Raw genomic sequence first — 22044 nt, 5'->3', positions numbered from 1 at the left:
CCGTGATGCTATCAGATACAAATCAGTATCTGTTGCGTAATGCTAACTGTTGTTAAACGCTAACGGATAGCGTTATGTTCGATGCATGAAAGCAGTGCGCTTCGCCGAGTACGGCGGCCCGGAGGTCCTAGAACTGACAGAGGTGGCCGAGCCCCACGCCGGTCCAGGTCGAATACGCATCGCCGTGCGGGCGGCGGGGATAAATCCGCACGATTGGCGGTCCCGCGAGGGCCAGTTCCAGCGGATCCGTCCGATCCAGCTGCCTGCCGGAGTCGGACAGGACGCGTCGGGTGTGGTGGACGAGGTCGGTGACGGCGTCACCGACCTCGAGGTCGGCGAGGCCGTGTTCGGCCGAGGTGCGAACACCTACGCCGAATTCGCCGTGCTCTCCTCTTGGGCGCGCCTGCCCGAGGGGTTGACCTTCGCCGAGGCGGCCGGATATCCGTCCGTGGTCGAGACCGCGCTCCGGCTCATCCGAATGGTCGGCATCCAGCCGGGGCAGACGCTGCTGGTCAGCGGCGCGGCCGGCGGGGTCGGGTCGGCGGTACTACAGATCGCCCGCGACCGGGGAATCAAGGTGATCGGCACTGCAGGGCCCGCGAACCAGGACTACGTGCGCGGTCTCGGCGCCGTCGCCACCATCTACGGCACGGGCTGGGTCGAGCGGGTACGCCGACTTGGCCGGGTCGACGCCGCGCTCGACCTGAACGGCACGGGCGTCATCCGCGGGCTCCTCGATCTGACCGGGGATCCGGAGAAGGTGATCACCATCGCCGACCTCGAGGCGCCGATGCTCGGTATCCGATTCGCCGGCGTCGGCGGCAGCATGCCCGAGGCACTCGCCGAGGCTGTCGACCTCATCTCACGCGAGAAACTCCGCATCCCGGTCGACCGGTCGTACCCGCTGGCCGCGGCCGCGGCCGCGCACGCGGACAGCCAGGCCGGACACACCCGCGGGCGCCGGGTCCTGCTCGTCTGAGCCGAGAGCCGCTGCGCGGTTGATCACGCCGCGCAGCATCGAGTGGCCCTCAATTGCTATGACCGCCTACTCCTCCTGGTCCATTGTCGCGACGGAGGCGGGCTCGAGCGTGGAGACGTTGATCATGGCCAGCACGTCCGAGGTTGGGCGCACGTCGCCGAATGACCGGTAGATGGTGTGCAGTGTGGCGTTGTGGTCTTGGTCCCGGCGAGCAGCGTTGGCGTCGGCGACCGTGATCACCCGGAAGCCGAGGGTGCTCGCGTCGCGCGCCGAGGACTCGCAGCACACGTTGGTGACGGTGCCGGTGATCTAGACCGTCTGGATGTCTCGCTGTTCGAGCAGTTCAGGCAGTGGACACCGGCCGGGGAAGAAGGCACTGTATGCCGACTTCTCGACGAACAAATCATTGTTCTGAACGTCCAACTCGCGCCACACACAAGTATGGAGCAGACCGGAACCACCTGAGCTGCTGTAGGTTTCGGCGATCCGCGGGCCGAAGAACTCCACTTGTCGTGCGGTCGGCCCGCCGGCCGCGGGCAGAACCCAGACCACCATCCCGTCAGCCGCGCGCAACGCCTGGGCCATATTGTTGATGTTCGGCACGATCCCACAGCAGTAGGGGTTGTCGCTCACATGGAACGGCACCATATCGATGACCACCAGCGCTGTGCGCTGAGCCTCGAGATCGGGAAAGGCGAAACGCCGACCGCGGCGCGCTTCCTGACGTGCGTATTCACGATCCTCGATCCGCCAACCGTGCAGTTTGCCCGCCTGGGCGGCGTCCTCGGCAATCACGCGTCCTCGGCAATCACGACAGAGCAGTCTTCCACCGCCGACCATCTTCGGCAGACCCTGCGCCCGAGCATCTCGAGTATCAGCCCATCGTGCCCTGAGGGGGTTCAGCAGGTACATCCCGCCAGTGGGACACGCTGGTCTGCGACGGCACATTTGACCGACGCAGAACGATCTCGACCTCGCTCACCGAGGTCATAGTGCTGATCACCGAAATCGGGATTCGCACACGTCGCCAGAGTAACTAGTTTGTCGAGAAGGGCTGTCGATGCCGACGATGGCTCAATCAGTGGATGCTAGTGGTGGGGATCGATGCCGTCCTGGTCAACGCCTCGATGGCTTATTCCAAGCCATCGAGACACGAGGGTTGGGAGTGCTTGCAAACCCTCTTCGTCCCTAGGCCGACCCGCGAACTCGGCCATCCACATGCGCCGAGCACCAAAACCGGGCGTTTTCACAGCGTTCGAACCGAAAGGGGAGCATTCCGCTCTATTGAAAACAATTGTCAACAATATTTGACGATCCCAGTCAACAAAATCCTGTTGACAAAGAAAGCCGCGGACCAGGGAATATTCCCTGGTCCACGGCTTTACCGAACTACCTCTGTGGGCGAAGGGGGACTTGAACCCCCACGTCCCGAAGGACACTGGCACCTGAAGCCAGCGCGTCTGCCATTCCGCCACTCGCCCGAGCGACTGGGAGACAGTATCACGCGGTTTGGCGAGACACGAAATCGCCTGTTGGCGGCACTCGAGGGCGGTCTGGACAGAAACGGGAACCAAGGGTGGCTTCGGGGAGTTACAGGTGTGGACGATCGTGGATATCATGCAATGAACGTGGTCGGATACGCGACACGCCATATCCGTGTCTCGTTGTTATGAATCAACACAGACGCTCGCCGAAGGGAGGCCTAGATGGGCATCGTTTCTCGATTCGAGCGTCGTCTACAAGGCGCCGTCGGTGACGTGTTCGCCAGAGCCTTCGGGGGCAGTGTCGTTCCCCAGGAGGTGGAAGCGGCACTCAAGCAGGAGGCCGCCGACAACATCCAGGATCTGGGTGGCGGACACCTGTTGGCGCCCAACAGTTATGTGATCACCATCAACACCTCTGATCACCAACAACTGGCCGCCGACCACGACCTCACCACCCGCGCGTTCGCCAAACACCTTCAGGACTACATCCGCGAGCAAGGCTGGCAGACCTACGGCGAAGTACACGTGGCATTCGAGGCATCACCTACGCTGCACACCGGACAGTTCAGAGCGAGCGGTCGGGTCGACCCCGACATCGGCCGCAGAGCCACCCCGGCTCGCAGCCCCGAACCCACGCCACAACGACCTGCACCCCCGCAACCAGGAGCTGGCCCCATGACGCAGAACTCAGGCTACGACCCAAGCCGTGAGCCCGCGGAGTCCGATCCACGCAACCGCGGGTACGCACCGCCGCCTGCGGGGCGGCCCGGGCCGTCGAACGGTGCGTACCGCGACGACTACGGCCGGGGCGGCGCACCCTACGGCAGTGGCTCCGACTACCAGGCGCCGGACTCGCAGCAGGGTTACGGCGACTACCAGAGCGGCTACGACTACCAGCAGGGCGGTCAGGGCTACGGGCAGCAGGCCTACCAGGATCCGGGTTACGGCCAGGGCTACGGCGATCGCGGCGGCTACGGCCAGCAGCAGGGTGGCTACGCCGACCGGGACTACGGACAGCAGGCTTACCAGGAGCCCGGCTACGGCCAGCCGGGCTACGGTCAGCAAGGCTACGGACAGTCCGGCTACGGCGAACAGGGCTACGCTGACCAGGGCGGTTATGGTCAGCCGGGCTACGGTCAGCAAGGCTACGGACAGTCCGGCTACGGCGAACAGGGCTACGCGGAACCGGGTTACGGCGAGCAGGGCTACGCCGCGCCCGAGGAGCAGGGCGGCTATGGGCAGGCCTACTCGCAACAGCCCGGCTACGGCGCCCAGGGCGGCCACCAGGCCCCCGCGTATGGCGGTGGCGCACAAGCCGGTTCTAGCTATTCGGCGACGCTGCAGCTCGACGACGGCAGCGGCCGCACCTACCAGCTCCGCGAGGGCAGCAACATCATCGGCCGCGGTCAGGACGCGCACTTCCGGCTGCCGGATACCGGAGTTTCGCGCAGGCACATCGAAGTCCGCTGGGATGGGCAGACGGCGATGCTCTCGGATCTGGGTTCGACCAACGGCACGCTCGTCAACGGCTCGCCGGTTCAGGACTGGCAGCTGGCCGACGGCGATGTTATCCGCGCCGGGCACTCCGAGATCCTGATCCGTATCGTCTGATCCCGTAAGCTCGCGATGCAGGTCACGACATGGCGTACAGGGATTTTGCGGCCGTATCGTGATCGAACTCGACCCACGGCCCTATGATGCTGCGAATACACGCGCGTCGCCAGGACCGGGGCTCGCGAAACCAGCAAGCCGGTGGGGGCGAACTCGCACCTACGGGCACCGACGTACACGGTCGAACAGGAGGTGGAGCGCCGTGCAGGGACTCATCCTGCAATTGACCCGTACGGGGTTCCTGCTGCTGTTGTGGTTATTCGTGTGGGCGGTGTTGCGCACCCTGCGCAGCGACATCTACGCGGCATCCGGCATCCGGATCCAGCCCAGGGGCACACGCGGCTCCGCGGTGCTGCCTTCTTTCAGCCGAGGCCAGAAGGGCGCCAAATTTCTTGTGGTGACTCAAGGTTCACTCGCCGGCACTCGCATCTCGCTCGGCACCCAACCGGTGCTGATCGGACGTGCGGACGACTCAACGCTGGTACTCACCGATGATTACGCCTCTACCAGACATGCGCGGCTCTCACCGCGCGGTGACGACTGGTACGTCGAAGACCTCGGCTCGACGAACGGCACCTACCTCGACCGCGCGAAAGTCACCACCGCAGTCCGAGTTCCACTCGGCACCCCTGTCCGTGTCGGCAAAACAGTGATCGAGCTCCGATCGTGACACTTGTTCTCCGCTACGCAGCGCGCAGCGACCGCGGTCTTGTCCGAGGCAACAACGAGGACTCCGTCTATGCGGGCGCACGGCTGCTCGCACTAGCTGACGGTATGGGCGGCCACGCCGCCGGCGAGGTGGCATCGCAGTTGATGATTGCCGCACTCGCCCATCTCGACGACGACGAGCCCGGTGACGATCTGCTCGGCAAGCTCAATACCGCCGTCCACGAGGGCAATGCCGCCATTGCCGATCACGTCGAGGAAGAGCCCGAACTCGACGGCATGGGCACCACGCTCACGGCGATCCTGTTCGCGGGCAAAAAACTCGGCCTGGTCCACATCGGTGACTCGCGCGCATATCTGCTGCGCGGTGGCGAGCTGGCCCAGATCACCCGCGACGACACCTTCGTCCAGTCGCTGGTGGACGAGGGCCGGATCACTCCCGAGCAGGCGCATACCCATCCGCAGCGTTCGCTGATCATGCGCGCACTCACCGGCAACGAGATCGAGCCGACGCTGATCATGCGCGAGGCCCGCGCCGGCGATCGCTATCTGCTGTGCTCCGACGGACTCTCCGACGTGGTCAGCGATGAGACCATCGCCAACACCATGCGCGAGGGCAGCACCGACGAATGCGCCGACCGGCTCATCGAACTCGCCTTGCGCAGCGGCGGTCCGGACAACGTCACGGTGGTCGTCGCCGATGTCATCGATCTGGACTACGGACAGAGCCATCCGATCGTGGCCGGTGCGGCCTCGGGCCAGGACGAGGACACCCCGCCGCCGAATACCGCCGCCGGCCGGGCCGCCGCGATGCGTCCGCCGCGCGCCGAACCGCGCCGAGCCGCCGCCGCACCGGAGACGCCGCCGCCGCAGAAATCACATAGGTTGCGCTGGATCCTGCTCGCGGTCGCCCTGGTGTTGGCCGCGGCTGTCGGATTGCTGGTCGGCTACAAGATGATTCGCAGCAACTACTACGTCGGGGCGGATAGCAACCAGGTCGTCATCATGCGCGGGCTGCCGGGTTCGGTGCTGGGTTATTCGATCCACGAGGTCGAGATGATCGGCTGTGTCGACCCATCCGGCACGCTCACCCTGAAGCAGCCGGACGAGACGCTGCCGCCGAAATGCACGGCGCTCAAGGTGTCCGATCTCAAGCAGACCGGGCACGACCAGGTGGACAAGGGATTGCCGCCGGGTTCGCTGGACGAGGCGCGCAAGCAGATGCAGATGCTGGCCCGCAATGAACTGCTGCCCGTGTGCACGGCGAAGGAGTCGGTGCCGCAGCCCGGTGTCGTTCCGCCGAGCGAACCGCCAACGCAGCCCGGTGCACCCGTGCCGGGGACGGGCGCGCCGGCCACCGAGAACCGGGCGCCCGCACCCGAACCGCTGCCGGGTGAGACCAAGAGCCCAGATGCCAAGACCCCGGCCCCGACGGCGCCCGCGTCGCCGAACCCCCAAACGGCGGGGGAGCCTTGCCGGGTGACGGACTGATGTCTGCTCCGGCATCATCGTCCGCTGGGGCATTTCCCAGTCCTCCCGGCGGATTCGCGCCAGCGCCCCCGCCGTCGACGAAGCGCAATGCCGAACTCGCCCTGCTCGCCGGTGCGACCGGCATCGTCACCGTTTCGCTGTTCCTGGTCGAGGCGAGTCAGGAACAATCAATCACCTGGGATATCGCGAAGTATGGTCTCGCCTACCTGGCCCTGTTCGCGGTGGCGCATCTCGCGGTGCGGCGTTTCGCACCGTTCGCCGATCCACTCCTCTTACCGATCGCCGCGCTGCTGAACGGACTCGGTCTGGTGTTGATTCATCGGCTCGATCTCGCCGATGCACAGACCGCCGCCTACAACTCGTGGCCGATCCCCTCCCCCGACGCCAATCAACAGATCCTGTGGACCGGTCTGGGGATGATCATCTTCATCACGCTCCTGGTCGTACTGCGCGATTACCGCACGCTGGCCGGCTACAGCTACACCCTGGGCCTGGTCGGTCTGGTCGCGCTGGCGATTCCGGCGTTGCTGCCTGGCGCGTATTCGGAGACCAACGGCTCCAAGATCTGGATCAGGCTGCCCGGTTTGAGTGTGCAGCCGGGTGAATTCGCGAAGATTCTGCTGATCATCTTCTTCGCCTCGGTGCTGGTCGCCAAGCGCGATCTGTTCACCGCAGCCGGTCGGCATTTCCTCGGCATGGAGTTCCCGCGCGCTCGCGACCTCGGACCGATTCTGGTGGTCTGGATCGTCTGCATCGGCGTGCTGGTCTTCGAAAAGGACCTCGGCACTTCGCTGTTGATCTTCAGCACGGTACTGGTGATGCTCTATATCGCGACTGAGCGGGTCGGCTGGCTCATTATCGGCGGCGCGCTGCTGACCATCGGATTCTTCTTCGCCTACCAGGCCTTCAGCCATGTGCGGGTGCGCACCCAGACCTGGCTGCACCCGTTCGCGGACTACAACAACACCGGCTACCAGATCTCGCAGTCGCTGTTCGGACTGGCCACCGGCGGATTGGCGGGCACCGGCCTCGGCAGCGGGCGGCCCTCGCAGGTGCCCTTCGCGAAAACCGACTTCATCATCACCACTATCGGTGAGGAACTCGGCCTGTTCGGACTGGCCGCGGTGCTGCTGCTGTTCCTGGTGTTCGTGGTGCGTGGGCTGCGGACCGCGCTCGCCGTGCGCGACAGCTTCGGCAAGCTGCTGGCCGCCGGGTTGGCGTTCACCATCGCGATCCAGCTGTTCGTAGTGGTCGGCGGTGTCACCAAGCTGATTCCGCTGACCGGTCTCACCACTCCGTTCATGTCCTACGGTGGTTCGTCACTGCTGGCCAACTACGCGCTGCTGGCATTGCTGATCAAGGTCTCCGACGCGGCGCGTGCCCCGGCGCCGGTGCGCAAGAAGGATCCGGTGGCCCCGATCGCGGATGCGACCACCGAGCTTCTGCGCAAACCGGAAGCGAGGCCGCAGGAATGAACACACCGCTACGACGGGTCGCGGTCGCGGTGATGCTCATGATCGTCGCGCTGCTGCTCAACGCCACCTATGTGCAGGTCATCAAGGCCGACGACTACCGCACCGATCCACGCAACTCACGCATGCTGCTCGACGAATACGCCCGCCAGCGCGGGCAGATCTCCGCGGGCGGCACGGTACTGGCCAGTTCGGTCGCCACCGACGACCGCTACAAGTATCTGCGCACCTACCCCACCGATCCGGAGGCGTACGCACCGGTCACCGGCTTCTACTCGATGCAGTACGGCAGCACGGGGCTGGAGCGCGCCGAGGATACGGTGCTCAATGGTTCGGACAATTCGCTGTTCGGACGCCGCCTGATCGATATGATCTCCGGTCGTGATCCGCGCGGCGGCAATGTGCTCACCACGCTGGATCCGATGATGCAGCAGGTCGCCTACGAGCAGCTGAGCGCCAAGGGTTTCACCGGTTCCGTGGTGGCGATCGAGCCGAGTACAGGCAAGATTCTCACCATGGTGTCCACCCCCAGCTACGACCCGAACCTGCTGTCCGGGCACGATGGCGCCCAGGGCACCAAATCTTGGGAAGAGCTGAGTGCGGACCAACGCCAACCCATGTTGAATCGTGCTGTGTCGCAGACCTATCCACCGGGCTCCACCTTCAAGGTGGTCGTCACCGCCGCCGCGTTGGCCAACGGCACCGCAACCCCGGATGACCAGTTCACCGCAGCGCCGAGCATCACCCTGCCGGGCACCAACACGCCTCTGGAGAACTACAACGGCACCACCTGCGGTAGCGGCCCCACCGCGACGCTCACCGAGGCATTCCGCAGATCCTGCAATACCGCATTCGTCGAACTCGGCCTCAAGGTCGGCGCCGCGAGACTCAAGGACGAGGCCGCCGCCTTCGGCATCGGCCAGCGCCGTAACATCCCGATTCCGGTCGCGGAGAGTACCGTCGGCCCGATTTCGGACAATGCCGCACTGGCCCAGAGCAGCATCGGCCAGCGCGATGTCGCGCTCACCCCACTGGACAATGCGGTCATCGCGGCGACCATCGCCAACGACGGCGTCCGCATGGAGCCGTACCTGGTCGATCAGCTGCAGGGACCCGATCTGAGCGAGCTTTCCAAAAATAAACCGGTCTCAGTCGGCCAAGCTGTCAGCGCCCAGGTAGCGTCAACGCTGACCAACCTGATGATCGCGTCGGAGGACAACACCGTCGGACACGGCCAGACCCGGTATCAAATCGCCTCTAAGACCGGAACCGCCGAACACGGAAGCAATCCGCGCAATACGCCACCACACGCCTGGTACATCGCCTTCGCGCCCGCGCAGAAACCCAAGATCGCCATCGCGGTGATCGTGGAGAACGGCGGCGACCGGGCGTTGGCCGCGACTGGTGGCTCAGTGGCCGCGCCGATTGCCCGCGCGGTCTTGGATGCCGGTTTGCGAGGGCGCTGAGAGATATGAACGTGCGAGTGGATGTACGGGGGCCGGGATGTTGAACAACGGCGCGATGATCGCCGACCGATATCGGCTGCAACGCCTGATCGCCACGGGCGGTATGGGTCAGGTATGGGAGGCACTCGACACCCGGCTGGACCGCCGGGTCGCGGTGAAGGTGCTCAAATCCGAGTTCTCGGCCGACCCGACCTTCCGGCACCGGTTCCGCAGTGAGGCCAAGACCACGGCCCAGCTGAATCACCCGGGTATCGCCGGAATCTATGACTACGGCGAGACCATGGATCCGCATGGCGGCGAAACCGCCTATCTGGTCATGGAATTGGTACAGGGCGAACCGCTCAATACGGTGCTGAACCGGCTGGGCCGGCTTTCGGTGGCCCAGGGTCTGGACATGCTGGAGCAGACCGGTCGCGCACTCGAGGTCGCGCACGCCGCCGGTGTCGTGCACCGTGACGTGAAGCCGGGCAATATCCTCGTAACGCCCACCGGTCAGGTGAAGATCACCGATTTCGGCATTGCCAAGGCGGTCGACGCCTCCCCGGTGACCAAGACCGGCATGGTGATGGGCACCGCCCAGTACATCGCGCCCGAGCAGGCAGTCGGCGAGGACGCGACCGCGGCCAGCGATGTGTACGCACTCGGTGTGGTCGGCTATGAGGCATTGGCCGGGCAGCGGCCGTTCAGCGGCGACGGCGCGATCACCGTCGCGATGAAACATGTGCGCGAGGCCCCGCCGCCGATGCCATCCGATCTGCCGCCCAATGTGCGCGAGCTGATCGAGATCACCATGGGCAAGGATCCGACCCTGCGCTACGCCAGCGGCGGCGAATTCGCCGACGCCATCGCCGCTGTGCGTGCCGGACGCCGCCCACCACCACCGGTTGCCACCGGCGGACCGATGGCGACCGGTGCGACCCGGGTACTGCCGCCCGGTCCGACGGTGATTCTGCCGGCGCACGACCACGAGGGTCCGACGGTCCGGTACAACACCCCGGCCACCCCGATGGGTGTGGCGGGCGCCGCTTCGACCAGACAATCACCCGCCGCGCCGAGGACCGTGATGAGTTCCGGTGCCACCCGCGGCAACCCGGCACCCGATCCGGAGACCTCGAAATACACCACCGGCCAGAAGGTCGGGGCGGCCGTCGCCGTCGGCGCGGTGCTACTCGTCGGTCTCGTTTTGTGGCTGCTCTTCGGCGGCGATACCAATCCGGATACCGTGCGCCCGTCCGCCACCACCACCAAGGTCGCGCCGCCGCCGGTCAACACGCAGCCGTCGACCACGACGACAACCGAACCGCCGACGACCGTCGACACCGAGACCAGGCCGGCCCGGCCCCCGCTACCACCGCCGAGCGCGGAACCGGCGCCGACTACGACGACAACCACGACCACGCAGCCGCCGGCCACGACGACAACGCAGACGCCGACTACGACGAAGCCGTCGAAGACATCGAGTGCATCCACCACCACCAGAGGCTCGTGGTTCCCTACGCTCGATTTACCATTTCCTGATAGTCCCGGTGTCCGAGGACCCTCGGCCACTCCAGGCGCTGCTACTCCGCAAGGACAACCATGACGACCCCGAAGAATCTCTCCTCCCGCTACGAGCTGGGTGAGATCATCGGGTTCGGCGGCATGTCCGAAGTCCACAAGGCGCGCGATCTACGGCTCAGCCGGGACGTGGCGATCAAGGTGCTGCGCGCCGACCTGGCCCGCGACCCGACGTTCTATCTACGCTTCAAGCGTGAGGCACAGAACGCCGCCGCCCTGAACCATCCGGCCATCGTCGCGGTCTACGACACCGGCGAGGCGGAGGTGGACGGCGGCCCGCTGCCGTACATCGTGATGGAGTACGTCGAAGGCGATACGCTGCGCGATATCGTGCGCGGTCAGGGCCCGCTGCCGCCGCGCCGGGCCATGGAAGTCGTTGCCGACGTCTGTGCGGCACTGGATTTCAGCCATAAGGCCGGAATCGTGCACCGCGATATGAAGCCCGCCAACATCATGATCAACCGGGCCGGTGCGGTGAAGGTGATGGACTTCGGCATCGCGCGCGCGATCGCCGACAACTCCAACCCGATGACCCAGACTGCGGCCGTCATCGGTACCGCGCAGTATCTTTCGCCCGAACAGGCGCGCGGTGAGACCGTCGACGCCCGCTCGGATGTGTACTCCGTCGGCTGCGTGCTGTTCGAAATCCTCACCGGCGAGCCGCCTTTTACCGGCGACTCGCCGATCGCGGTGGCCTACCAGCACGTCCGGGAGGATCCGCGGCTGCCATCGCATGTGCACAACGGAGTGCCGCGCGAACTGGATTCGGTTGTGCTCAAGGCGATGAGCAAGAATCCGGCCAACCGGTACCAGACGGCAGCGGAAATGCGCGCCGATCTGATCCGGGTGCTCGGCGGCCAGAAGCCCAGCGCACCGATGGTGATGACCGATGAGGACCGCACCACCATCCTCGGCTCGAACGAACCGGCACCGCGCAGCTTCCGCACCGTCGAGCGCAATGACGACACCGCCGAGCAAGAGCGCGCCGAACCGGCGAGTCCGCGCCGCAATCTCTATATCGCGCTCGGCGCCGCCGCGGCGGTCATCGTCGCGTTCGCCCTGTTCTGGGTATTGATCGGACCGGGTGCGCGCCCGGATCAGGTCGCGATACCGGACCTTTCGAACAAATCGTCGCAGCAGGCCCAGGACTCGCTGCAGAAGCTCGGCTTCACCGTGGCCATTCAGCAGAAGGCGAATAACACGGTCGCCACCGGCAATGTCATCTCCACCCAGCCGCTCGGCGGTTCCCAGGTCGACAAGGGCAGCACGATTACCGTGCAGGTCTCCACCGGACCGGCGCAGGTGCAGATTCCCCGGCTCGACGGGATGACCCAGGAGCAGGCCGAACAGCAGCTGAACGCCAGCGGTTTGCGGATGGATCCGAATGTGCAGCGCAAGCCGTCGAGTGCGCAGGAGACGGACAAGGTGATCGGCACCGATCCGTCGGCCGGCTCCCGCGTCGATATCGACCGGGCCATTGTCGTGACCCTCGGCGCCGGGCCGGAGCAGATCCGGGTGCCGAATGTGATCGGTCAGGACATCAGCGTCGCGCAGCCGAATCTGGTGGACAGCTCCGGATTCAAGATCACCGTTCAGGAGGTGCCGTCCTCGAAGCCCAAGGGTGAGGTGATCGCGACCACCCCGGCGGGTGGCGCGACCGCGGACAAGGGATCAACGGTCACCGTGCAGGTCTCCAGCGGCGACATCGTCATGCCGAGCGTGATCGGCCTGACGGCGGCACAGGCGGTGGAAAAGCTGCGGCAGGCCGGATGGACCGGCACCTCGGCACAGATCACCCAAGCCACCCAGGGCACTTTCGATGCGAACGCCATCGGCCGGATCGTGAGCCAGCAGCCGGCGGCTGGATCGGCAATCGGGAAGAACGGGACGGTGTCGATCACCACCTACGTCCTCGGTGCGCCGTGATAGCGCCTTGATACGGGAGACGGACCACTTGGTCCGATTGGCGTGCGTAGGGGCTGCTCATCCAACCCACCGTGGAACCGGAGGCAGCCCCATGACCACTGCCAGGGACATCATGAAACCCGACCTGACCGGCCACCTCGACGACAATCAGCTCGGCGAATTCGTCACCGCAGTCAGCCCCTGACTCCGGTCAGGAAAGATCGAGGTGGCGATTCATCGACATCGCCTCCTCGGCCAGCTCCGCCAATTCGACCACATCGACGCCGCGCAGGCGCAACTGCTCCACCCCGACACAGTTGCTCACGAAGGTCGATGGTTCCCGCCAGGCGATGACGACGCGCGGAATCCCGGACCGCAGAATCCGGTCGGTGCACGGCAGCCGGGTCGTGGTCGCGCGCTGGGAACATGGTTCCAAGGTGCTGTACATCGTCGCGCGGGCTAGCCGAGGATCGTCCGCATCGAGCTTGTCGAGCGCGGACTCCTCCGCGTGCACCTTCTCATCGGTCTCGCGCGAATAGCCGGTCGAAATCTCGATACCATCGGCAACGATGACCGCGCCTACGGAGAACGCGATCGGACTCGGCGGGCACAGCCGCGCCAGTTCGATTGCCCGGCGCATGAATTGGATATCGGTCTGTTCGGGGGTACCGCCGGACGCGCGCGGCAGATAGCGCAGCAATGCGATATCACCGACCTGAGTGACATCGGCCAGGTGCATCCTGCGGGCCGGGTAGCTCGCGGGCCCGAGAAAGCGCGGCGCCGCGGCATGTCCGACGACGATCGGCGCGACCGCCATCTGCAATTCGTCGGCCAGGTCCGCTGAGAGAAACTCCGTATGGATGCGGGTGCCGCCCTCGACCATGAGCCGGGCGATGCCGCGGCGGCCGAGATCGTCGAGCAACGCACCCAGGTCGATATCGGCACCGAGCGGGACGACCTCCGCCAGACCGGCCAGCCGATCGCCGAGCTTGGCCGCACCGGCGTGAGTGGTGTACACGAGTTTCTCGCAGCCGGACTGCCAGAACCGCAGCCCGGGATCCAGATCGCCGCGCGCGCTCACGGCAATCTTCAACGGGTACTCCGGTTTTCCGGCCGCGATGCGCGCGGCGCGCCGGTCCGCACTGTTGACGAGCAACCGCGGATTGTCGCGACGCAGCGTCTCCGCACCGATCAGGATCGCGTCGGAGTCCGCGCGCACCTGATCCACGCGATCGAAATCCGCGGCATTGGACAGCTTCAGCCGCTGCGGATTGGCATCGTCGATATATCCGTCGACACTGACCGCGACGGACAGCAGGACATAGGGTCGTCGCGTCACTGGGTCACCAGTGCCGCAACCTCCGCCTCCAGCATCTCCACCAGCCCCTCGGACGGACGCTCGCCGCATATCTCCAGCCAGTTCGCCAACATCCGGTGCCCGCCCTGGGTCAGCACCGATTCGGGATGGAACTGCACGCCATGGATCGGCAGGGTCCGATGCCGCATGGCCATCACGATCCCGGACTCGGTGCGCCCGATCACCTCGATATCCGCGGGCAGGGTGTGCTCGAGGACGGTGAGCGAGTGGTATCGGGTCGCGGTGAACGGGTCGGCCAGACCGGCCAGCACGCCCACGCCGAGATGGAAGACCGAGCTCGTCTTGCCGTGCAGCAGCTCCGGCGCGCGAGTCACAGTGCCGCCGAAGGCCTCGCCGATGGCCTGATGGCCGAGGCATACCCCGAGCAGCGGAATGCCGTGCCGGGCGCAGGCATGTACCAGGTCGATGCTCGCCCCGGCACGATCGGGAGTGCCCGGACCGGGGCTGATCAGAATGCCGTCGTATTCGGTGACGACCGCGTCCACATCGGCTAGCTTCGGGTCGTCGTTGCGCCAGACCACGGCCTCGGCACCCAACTGGCCGAGGTACTGCACCAGGTTGAACACGAAGCTGTCGTAGTTGTCGACGACCAGTACACGCATGCTGTCGAGATTACGTGGCCACCCGGCGGACCGTCGCGCGCATTACCAGTTGGGATAGCCTAGAGACAGACCGGAGGGGACCTGAGCCCTCACCCGGACCGTCTCGGCTCCCGCCGGGTCGGGTTCTGTGGTGCGCGAGCTCGGCCATAATTCAACCGAATCCTGCCCGCCGGTACCGACCTGAACGCCGAACACGAGGACGACATGCCCAAGTCCAAGGTCCGTAAGAAGACTGATTACACGATCAATCCCGCCAGCCGCACGCCGGTCAAGGTGAAGGCGGGGCCGTCCCCCGTCTGGTATGTCGTGATCATGCTCGGCTTCATGCTGGCCGGGCTGGTCTGGCTGCTCGTCTACTACCTGGCCAACGACCGGATCACCTGGATGGCGGATCTCGGGGCGTGGAACTTCCTGATCGGCTTCGGTCTGATGGTCATCGGCCTGATCATGACCATGCGGTGGCGTTGACCCGGGCAATAGCTGGCTCTTTCGAGCGACCTGCAAGCAGTCGGTAGCGGTGGGATCACAGACGTGTCATTCATGCACACCTGTGGATAACCGTGTGGACAACTCGAGGAACGATTGGGGAAAGTGACACGTGGATCCCGAATCCGATTCGCCTGATCCGTTTCCCGTACCACGCACCACCTGGACCACGCCGATGGCAGCACTCATCGCGGTCACCGCCGGTGGCGTGGTGCTGGCCGGTGCCGCCATCCTCGCCAAGGACGGACCGAGTCGCCTGCTCATCGGATTGGCGGCGGTCGGCTTGCTCGCCTTGGCCGGACTCGGATTCCGACAGCGCCCACGCCTGAGCATCACCACCGACCCACCGCCGCGGCTGGTGGTTCGCAGCCTCACCGGGCCAACCGAGTACACCCGCGATCAAATAATCCAGGCCCGAGTCGTCGGCTATCGCCGCCTCGGTCGCAAGAATCCCATGCTCGAAATCGATGTCGAGCACCACGGCGACGAACGCCTGCTGATCTTCGGCCGATGGGACCTCGGCACCAGTCCGGACGAGGTCTTCGAATCCCTTGTCGCACACGGACTGGCGCAGTAGCCGCGCACCGGATGTGCGCGGCGGCAACGTTTCACGTGAAGCATCTACCGCAGTGTCAACGCCGCGGCCACGATGACGGCAAGTGCCGCCACGCCGACGGCGGCTACGGCAGCCCACCCGATCAGCCGTGCGTTGTCTTGGGATTTCGCGCGCAACCACTGCGGCAGAAACAGAATTCCGAGTGCGGCAAGAGTGCCTGCTGCGAGTCCACCGAGGTGTCCGGCCAATGAGATACCGGGCAGTGAGAAGCTGATGAAGACATTGATGCCGATGAGGATCAACATCTGATTCGGATTCTGCCGCACCCGGATCAGGACCACGGTGATCGCGCCGAACAGTCCGTACACCGCACACGATGCGCCCGCGGTCAGCGTGTCCTTCGCGAAAACCATGACGGCGGCCGAACCGCCGAGCAGTGACACCAGGTAGACCGCCAGATAGCGCACCCGTCCGAGCACCGGCTCGATACTGCGGCCGACCACGTACAGCGCGAACATATTGAGCAGCAGGTGGATCGGACCGTAGTGCAGGAAACCGGATCCGACCAGTCGCACATACTGACCGTGCGCCACCGCCGGCGGATACAGCACCCAGTCGATGTACAGCGCCGAATGCCCGGTGTTCTCCACCAGACTCTTCGATTGCCCCGCGGTGACCGCGAAGACGATCGTATTCAGCGCGATCAGCGCATAGGTGACATACGGAATCGGGGTCCGCGCCATCTGCGCACCGGCGACGGTTCGCACCGGCCGGACCGCACGTTGCCCCTGACGGACACAGTCGACACAGTGCTGGCCGACCGCCGCGGGTCGCAGACATTCCGGACAGGCCGGCCGCCCGCACCGTGTGCAGGCCAGGCCCGTAGGACGATTGGGGTGGCGGACGCACGTCGGTGCGGGCGGTTGAGCATTCATCGGATTATTCGATAGTGATCTTGGAGATGGTGACGGCTTCCTTGGGACGGTCGTTGCGATCGGTCGGCGTGGTCGCGATGGCATCGACGACCTTGCGCGAATCGGGGTCTACGACCTCCCCGAAAATGGTGTGCTTGCGGTTCAGATGCGGCTGCGGGCCGACGGTGATGAAGAACTGCGAACCATTGGTGCCCGGTCCCGCATTCGCCATCGCCAGCAGGTAGCCGCGATCGAAGCGCAGCTCCGGATGGAATTCGTCGCCGAATTCGTAGCCGGGTCCACCGCGTCCGGTGCCGGTCGGGTCACCACCTTGAATCATGAACCCGTCGATCACTCGGTGGAAGCGCCCGCCGTCGTAGAAGGGACCGGAGGTGCCGCCGCTGGCGTTCTCCGTCTTGTACGGTTCCGATCCGTCGGCCAGGCCGACGAAGTTCCGCACCGTCTTCGGGGCGTGGTTACCGAAGAGCGAGATCTTGATATCGCCGTGGTTGGTGTGCAACGTGGCCACGGCGGTCTGATTCGGTGAGGTCACACCGTCATGCTAGCCAGCGAGACATCCATGTTCGCCACACCGGTCCCCCGGCACGCAGGGAGCTCATCCGCCTCCCCGCGAATTCAGGCGCCAGACTCAGGTGCAAGACAGCAGCGTAGGCGGCCGACTGCAACGTCGTGGTTGAGTTAGCCTGTACCCGGGGAGTTACCCATGTGCCCACGAAATCAGTTGTCCCGATGCGCAGAATCGTATCTGCGACTACTGCGGGATGCGAGGGTATGTGCCACAGTTGTCCCATGACCCTGGGGCGCCTACTCACCTCCACACGTTCTCGTAACCGACTGATCGCCGCGGTCGTCGTCGCGCTGGCCGGTGGCGCGGCCTGGTTGGTCCGTAGCAAGCGTCCACAACCGCCGGAGCCGGCATCGGCGCCGCCGCGAATCGGATACTCCCGCAACGGTTCCGCGCCCACCCCATTGGCGGGCGCCCGCGCGGACAACGGTCGCTGACGGCCGCTCGAATACGATCAGCGGCTGACGGTGCGCTTGTACTGTCGCAGCGCGAGCGGGATGAACACCAGCAGGATGATCATCACCCACGCCAGCGTGGTTGCCACCGGATGCTGCATGGACCAGGCGTCCGATTTCGGTGCCATCGGATTGGTATTGTCGAATAGATCGCGAGTCGCCTGGGTGACCGCCGACACCGGATTCCACTCGGCGAATACCCGCAGCGCCGTCGGCAGATTCTCGAGCGGCACAAAGGTGTTGGCCAGGAATGTCAGCGGGAAGATCACCATGAAGCTGGCATTGTTGAAGACCTCGGGCGCGCGGACCAGCAGGCCGACCACGGCCATGATCCAGGAGATCGCGTACGCGAACAGCAGCAACAGCACATAGGCGAGAACCGCGTCGAGCAATGATCCGCGAATCCGCCAGCCGACCACATAACCGGTCAGCGACATGACCACCAGGCTGACCACATTGATCACCACATCGCTGACGGTGCGCCCGACCAGCACGGCCGACGGCGCCATCGGCAGCGAGCGGAACCGGTCGATAATGCCCTTCTGCATATCCTCGGCCAGGCCCAATCCGGTGAACGTCGCGCCGAACACCACCGACTGCGCGAAGATGCCCGCGATCAGGAACTCCCGATAGCCGCCCGACATGCCGGGCACCTCGATCGCCGAGCCGAAGATATAGGCAAACAGCAGCACGAACATGATCGGCGACAGCGTCGAGAAGATCAGCACGTCGGGTACGCGCTTGATCTTGATGACATTCCGCTTCGCAATGGTCACGCTGTCGGTGCAGACGATGACGAGGCGTTCGCCGAGCGGCATTCGGGTTGTTCCGGTGTCCACGATCGCCGCGGTCATCGCTTGCCCTCTTGCATTACTTCGAGCCGGTCCGTGGCTTTGTCGAGCCGATCCGCGGGTCTGTCGCCATTGCGTCCATCGCCGTTGACCAACTCCTCGGCCTCGTGACCGGTGAGGGTGAGGAAGACATCGTCCAGCGACGGACGACGCAGACCCACATCGTGGATCTGCACATTGTGCGTGCTCAACCGGCCGATGGCGGCGACAAGCGCCTGCGATCCGTCGCTGACCGGAACGGTGATCCGGCGCAGTCCGGGTTCGAGATGGATCTCCCCATCCGCCAAACCCTGTAGCGCCTCCTGGGCGGCCGCGAGATTGTCGGCGTGGTCGACGGTGAGTTCGATGCGGTCGCCGCCGACCAGGGTCTTGAGTTCATCCGCGGTACCGCGGGCGATCACCTTGCCGTGGTCGATCACCGCGATGGCATCGGCCAGGCGGTCGGCCTCCTCCATGTACTGCGTGGTGAGCAAGAGGGTGGTGCCACCGGCCACCAGTTCCTCGATGACATCCCACAGGTCGAGGCGCGCCCGCGGATCGAGTCCGGTGGTCGGCTCGTCGAGGAAGAGCACCGGTGGATTGGCCACCAGCGCGCCAGCCAAGTCGAGCCGTCGGCGCATACCGCCCGAGTAGCCTTTGACCGGCCGGTCGGCGGCATCGCTGAGCCGGAAGCGCTCCAGCAGTTCCCGAGCGCGCTCCTTACTGCGTTGCACGCCCATGTGATAAAGCCGACCGACCATCTCCAGGTTTTCGAATCCGGTGAGATATTCGTCGACGGCAGCATATTGTCCGGACGCGCCGATCCGTGAGCGCAGGGCCTGTGGATTGCGGAGCACATCGATACCCGCGACAATCGCGCGGCCGGCATCCGGAATGAGCAGCGTGGTGAGCACCCGGACGGTGGTGGTCTTGCCCGCACCGTTGGGTCCGAGCAATGCGGTGACGGTGCCCTCGGGCACAGCCAGGTCGAGTCCGTCGAGGGCGACCAACTGGCCGTATCTTTTGACCAGCCCTTCGGCGACGATTGCGTCGGGCATACTTCTCCTGAGGTTCGCTCGCTCGGGCGAGGTGACCAGTACTCGAGTCAGTATTGCCCTGGGCACCGACAATTTCCGGTGATTTTTCGTCGACCTGGGCTTGCCCCGTAATCGACGGACACCAGTGGCCACCGAACACAAACGGCCGCATCCCATTCCGGGCGGTGCTCGGGGGGGTGCCGGATCGGGATGCGACCGGTTCGATCGCGCCCGGTATCCGTCCGATCGCGGGTAGCGCACTACCCGATTCGGGCCCGGCGCTACTCGGGATCCATGTGCCCGACATGCCCGCACCCGAACGACACGCGGCAAATCCGGCCAAATCTGTCGTACGGACGACAGACCCGAGGAGCGACTTCGGGCACGCAGCAACCGGTCGGCATGGTTTTCACATTCATCTCGACCGGGCTGCGTGTTCGAGCCCGAGCCGTAAATCCCTGCGCAACAACATTTTTGACAACAGTCAGAGAATCGGTGAACAGACCGACAACCGACCGGTCCGGCTATTCGGCCGGTGTCCGCGCCCGTCGCAGGTGAGCCATCTCGAAAAATCTTGGAAAGTGGCGATCCCCACGCACACACAATCCCGGATCATCGCGTAGGATCATTCACGTCGGCCCCTCCCCCCCGGGCCGACCATACGCGGGCCTCGGCTAACTCCCCCCCTTCGCCGAGGCCCGCTCCCCATTTCCGGGGCAGATCACCCCAGCTCAGCTATCTGTCGGCACCGCCGGATTCTCCGCGGTGCCCACCGATCGCCAGGCTGCCGTCAACCGTTGCGCCCGAACCTTTCCGGCGGTCGCCAGCAATCGACGGTCCCGCTCCCACCGCTCGCGAACGACCGGATCGGCCTGTACCCACAGCGGCTCCAATTCGGTCAGTACCTGCTCGAAATACGCGTACGCACCGCCCAGTGCGATATGTCCCCCGGGTGAGGTCGGCCGATCCATATCGAGGCCGCGCACGAAGGCCACCGCCGTGAGCATCCGCTGCAGCGTCGCCCGCGGCCAGCCGGACGCGCGCCCGATCCGCACCAACCAGCCGATCGTGGCCGCGAGCACATGGACGTCTTCGATGGTGCGGAACGGTTTGAGGTAATCGGAGTACCCGTCGCCGGGCAGCGGCTCGGCCACCGCGTCGGTGAATGTCACCGAGGCGTGGGGGATTTCGGGGGCAAACTGGGTCCGGGGCAGATTCGTCACACCGACGCCGGGCTGGGCCGCATCGACGAGGACCGCGCGCAGCCGGTTCCGGCCGTCGGCCGCCGTGCCCGTGCTGGCGATCACCAACAGCCGGCGCGCGAGTATCCCCAATGTGGTGAAGGTCTTGGTGCCGTTCACCCGCCAACCGCCGTCGGCCTCGGTCACCTCGGTCGCGATCGCGGACGGATGCGCGCCACCCGCCTCGGTCGCGGAGACCGCGACCAGCTCATCGGCCGGGAGTTCGGGCAGTAACGCGCGCAGCGCCTGCTGATATCCGGACAGGAATGCGAAACCCAGTCGGTCCGCACCGAATCCACCGGCGATCGCGATATCGATCGTGGTGTCGAAACGCTCGGCGGCTGCCCGATGCCGCGCCCACGCGTCGGTGATCGACTCGAGCGGTGTCGGATCGAGCGCCTCGGTCAGCAGATAGTCGAACACAGAGTCCACTCGTGCACGCTAACCGAGAACAGCACCTGGCCAGCACCGGGCAAGACAGCGACGACCGAGCAATCGTTATCCGGAACGTCGGCGATGCAGCAGCAGAATCTCAGGATCGCCGAGTATCACTGACTCGCCATCCCCGTATGAGGAGCCTGACCAGTGATGAAACCGGATCTCGTGCGCCGAAGGGCGCTGTACAACGCCGAGGCGCGGTTGTCGTGGGTACTCGCCGCACTGGCCGGTCTCATCGGAGCCGCGGCGTTCATGCATACCGAGGGCTATTTCGTGACATTCATGACCGGCAATACCGAACGCGCCGTGCTCGGCTACTTCCACAACGAACCCCATCTCGCCATCGCCGCGGCGCTGCTGCTGCTCTCGTTCCTCGTCGGCGTAGTGGTGGCCTCCTGGTGCCGCAGGCGCTACTGGTCCGGCCATCCGCACGGCCCGACCCTGCTCACCACATTCAGCCTCGCCGTGGCATCGCTGGTGGACGGCATCGGCTACTGGGCAACGAACGTCACCAATATCGACCTCATCCCGATCCTGTTCGTCACCTTCGGCGTCGGCGCCCTCAACACCTCCTTCGTCAAGGACGGCGAGGTCTCTGTTCCGCTCAGCTACGTCACCGGCACGCTGGTCAAAATGGCCCAGGGCATCGAACGCCATATCAGCGGTGGCGATTACGCCGACTGGCTCGGCTACTTCCTGCTCTATACCGCCTTCTGCACGGGAGCGCTGCTCGGCGGATTGCTGAGCCAGATCGTCGCGGGCTGGGCCATGCTCATCGCCGCCACCGTGGTCTGCCTGATCACTACCTGCTACACCTACCTGCACCTGGACCGCCACGGACCGCCCGCGACGAGCTGACCCTTGTGCGCGCCGTCGAAGCGACGGATACG

Annotated in this window: 19 protein-coding genes, 1 tRNA gene and 1 pseudogene; 12 read left to right on the top strand and 9 right to left on the bottom strand. The window is 65.3% G+C overall.

What is annotated here, in order from left to right; all coding sequences use genetic code 11:
- Positions 1 to 85 precede the first annotated feature (85 nt).
- The gene (locus tag AB0J29_RS07365; RefSeq protein ID WP_364780756.1) at positions 86 to 979 is read left to right on the top strand and encodes an NADP-dependent oxidoreductase; all 894 of its coding nucleotides are present in this window, start codon (positions 86 to 88) and stop codon (positions 977 to 979) included.
- A gap of 66 nt (positions 980 to 1045) precedes the next feature.
- Here AB0J29_RS07365 and AB0J29_RS07360 read toward each other — a convergent pair.
- Both AB0J29_RS07360 and AB0J29_RS07355 read right to left on the bottom strand, forming a co-directional pair.
- Positions 1046 to 1639: pseudogene (locus tag AB0J29_RS07360) on the bottom strand (isochorismatase family cysteine hydrolase).
- Positions 1640 to 2377: 738 nt separating this feature from the next.
- Positions 2378 to 2460 (bottom strand) — tRNA-Leu (locus AB0J29_RS07355).
- 225 nt (positions 2461 to 2685) lie between these two features.
- Here AB0J29_RS07355 and AB0J29_RS07350 point away from each other — a divergent pair.
- The 7 genes from AB0J29_RS07350 (at position 2686) to pknB (ending at position 12652) form a co-directional block, all read left to right on the top strand.
- Positions 2686 to 4074 carry a DUF3662 and FHA domain-containing protein gene (locus AB0J29_RS07350; RefSeq protein WP_364780753.1) on the top strand — a complete coding sequence of 463 codons (1389 nt, stop codon included), beginning with the start codon at positions 2686 to 2688 and terminating at the stop codon, positions 4072 to 4074.
- 202 nt (positions 4075 to 4276) lie between these two features.
- A complete protein-coding gene (locus AB0J29_RS07345) occupies positions 4277 to 4744 on the top strand; it encodes an FHA domain-containing protein (protein WP_364780750.1) in 468 nt (155 codons plus the stop codon).
- Positions 4741 to 6231, top strand: a complete 1491-nt coding sequence (locus tag AB0J29_RS07340) for a protein phosphatase 2C domain-containing protein (protein ID WP_364780747.1) — start codon at positions 4741 to 4743, stop codon at positions 6229 to 6231. Before AB0J29_RS07345 ends, AB0J29_RS07340 begins: the two co-directional genes overlap by 4 nt.
- Positions 6231 to 7706 (top strand): FtsW/RodA/SpoVE family cell cycle protein, encoded by a 1476-nt coding sequence (locus tag AB0J29_RS07335; RefSeq protein ID WP_364780742.1) that lies wholly within the window; start codon positions 6231 to 6233, stop codon positions 7704 to 7706. The genes AB0J29_RS07340 and AB0J29_RS07335 overlap by 1 nt, the downstream gene beginning before the upstream one ends.
- Positions 7703 to 9169, top strand: a complete 1467-nt coding sequence (locus AB0J29_RS07330; RefSeq protein ID WP_364780739.1) for a penicillin-binding protein 2 — start codon at positions 7703 to 7705, stop codon at positions 9167 to 9169. Before AB0J29_RS07335 ends, AB0J29_RS07330 begins: the two co-directional genes overlap by 4 nt.
- A gap of 37 nt (positions 9170 to 9206) precedes the next feature.
- Positions 9207 to 10751 carry a protein kinase gene (locus tag AB0J29_RS07325; RefSeq protein WP_364780736.1) on the top strand — a complete coding sequence of 515 codons (1545 nt, stop codon included), beginning with the start codon at positions 9207 to 9209 and terminating at the stop codon, positions 10749 to 10751.
- The gene (pknB, locus tag AB0J29_RS07320) at positions 10748 to 12652 is read left to right on the top strand and encodes a Stk1 family PASTA domain-containing Ser/Thr kinase (RefSeq protein ID WP_364780733.1); all 1905 of its coding nucleotides are present in this window, start codon (positions 10748 to 10750) and stop codon (positions 12650 to 12652) included. The genes AB0J29_RS07325 and pknB overlap by 4 nt, the downstream gene beginning before the upstream one ends.
- A 190-nt stretch (positions 12653 to 12842) precedes the next feature.
- On the opposite strand, the gene AB0J29_RS07315 is transcribed toward pknB, so the two are convergent.
- Together AB0J29_RS07315 and AB0J29_RS07310 are read right to left on the bottom strand one after the other, a co-directional pair.
- Positions 12843 to 13970: a dihydrofolate reductase family protein gene (locus AB0J29_RS07315; protein ID WP_364780730.1), complete on the bottom strand. Its 1128-nt coding sequence runs from the start codon at positions 13968 to 13970 to the stop codon at positions 12843 to 12845.
- Positions 13967 to 14611 carry an aminodeoxychorismate/anthranilate synthase component II gene (locus AB0J29_RS07310; RefSeq protein ID WP_364780727.1) on the bottom strand — a complete coding sequence of 215 codons (645 nt, stop codon included), beginning with the start codon at positions 14609 to 14611 and terminating at the stop codon, positions 13967 to 13969. Before AB0J29_RS07310 ends, AB0J29_RS07315 begins: the two co-directional genes overlap by 4 nt.
- Positions 14612 to 14815: 204 nt before the next feature.
- Here AB0J29_RS07310 and crgA point away from each other — a divergent pair, with 204 nt between their 5' ends.
- Together crgA and AB0J29_RS07300 are read left to right on the top strand one after the other, a co-directional pair.
- Positions 14816 to 15079: a cell division protein CrgA gene (crgA, locus tag AB0J29_RS07305; RefSeq protein ID WP_364350815.1), complete on the top strand. Its 264-nt coding sequence runs from the start codon at positions 14816 to 14818 to the stop codon at positions 15077 to 15079.
- 130 nt (positions 15080 to 15209) lie between these two features.
- Positions 15210 to 15674, top strand: coding sequence for a PH domain-containing protein (locus AB0J29_RS07300; RefSeq protein WP_364780724.1), 465 nt, complete (start codon positions 15210 to 15212; stop codon positions 15672 to 15674).
- Between the two features lie 44 nt (positions 15675 to 15718).
- Here the strand turns inward: AB0J29_RS07300 and AB0J29_RS07295 are convergent, their stop codons facing one another.
- Together AB0J29_RS07295 and AB0J29_RS07290 are read right to left on the bottom strand one after the other, a co-directional pair.
- Entirely contained in the window at positions 15719 to 16588 is an 870-nt protein-coding gene (locus AB0J29_RS07295) for a rhomboid family intramembrane serine protease (RefSeq protein ID WP_364780721.1), read from the bottom strand.
- Positions 16589 to 16592: 4 nt separating this feature from the next.
- Complete coding sequence (locus tag AB0J29_RS07290) at positions 16593 to 17120, bottom strand: peptidylprolyl isomerase (RefSeq protein WP_364780718.1); 528 nt, start codon at positions 17118 to 17120, stop codon at positions 16593 to 16595.
- A gap of 257 nt (positions 17121 to 17377) precedes the next feature.
- On the opposite strand from AB0J29_RS07290, the gene AB0J29_RS07285 reads away from it, so the two are divergent.
- Complete coding sequence (locus AB0J29_RS07285) at positions 17378 to 17590, top strand: hypothetical protein (protein WP_364780715.1); 213 nt, start codon at positions 17378 to 17380, stop codon at positions 17588 to 17590.
- A gap of 17 nt (positions 17591 to 17607) precedes the next feature.
- On the opposite strand, the gene AB0J29_RS07280 is transcribed toward AB0J29_RS07285, so the two are convergent.
- The 3 genes from AB0J29_RS07280 to AB0J29_RS07270 all read right to left on the bottom strand — a co-directional run bounded on the left by AB0J29_RS07280 (position 17608) and on the right by AB0J29_RS07270 (position 21148).
- The gene (locus AB0J29_RS07280; RefSeq protein ID WP_364781191.1) at positions 17608 to 18426 is read right to left on the bottom strand and encodes an ABC transporter permease; all 819 of its coding nucleotides are present in this window, start codon (positions 18424 to 18426) and stop codon (positions 17608 to 17610) included.
- A 32-nt stretch (positions 18427 to 18458) separates the two neighbouring features.
- Positions 18459 to 19496: an ATP-binding cassette domain-containing protein gene (locus AB0J29_RS07275; protein WP_364780712.1), complete on the bottom strand. Its 1038-nt coding sequence runs from the start codon at positions 19494 to 19496 to the stop codon at positions 18459 to 18461.
- Positions 19497 to 20206: 710 nt separating this feature from the next.
- A complete protein-coding gene (locus tag AB0J29_RS07270) occupies positions 20207 to 21148 on the bottom strand; it encodes an acyl-CoA dehydrogenase family protein (protein WP_364780709.1) in 942 nt (313 codons plus the stop codon).
- A gap of 156 nt (positions 21149 to 21304) precedes the next feature.
- Between AB0J29_RS07270 and AB0J29_RS07265 the strand changes: the two genes are divergently transcribed.
- Positions 21305 to 22012 carry a YoaK family protein gene (locus AB0J29_RS07265; RefSeq protein ID WP_364780706.1) on the top strand — a complete coding sequence of 236 codons (708 nt, stop codon included), beginning with the start codon at positions 21305 to 21307 and terminating at the stop codon, positions 22010 to 22012.
- Positions 22013 to 22044: the final 32 nt, after the last annotated feature.

The organism is Nocardia sp. NPDC049707, from assembly GCF_040674855.1.
In the GTDB taxonomy this organism is placed as follows: domain Bacteria; phylum Actinomycetota; class Actinomycetes; order Mycobacteriales; family Mycobacteriaceae; genus Nocardia.
Note: the sequence above shows the minus strand (reverse complement) of the source record. Positions and strands in the feature narration are given on the sequence as shown.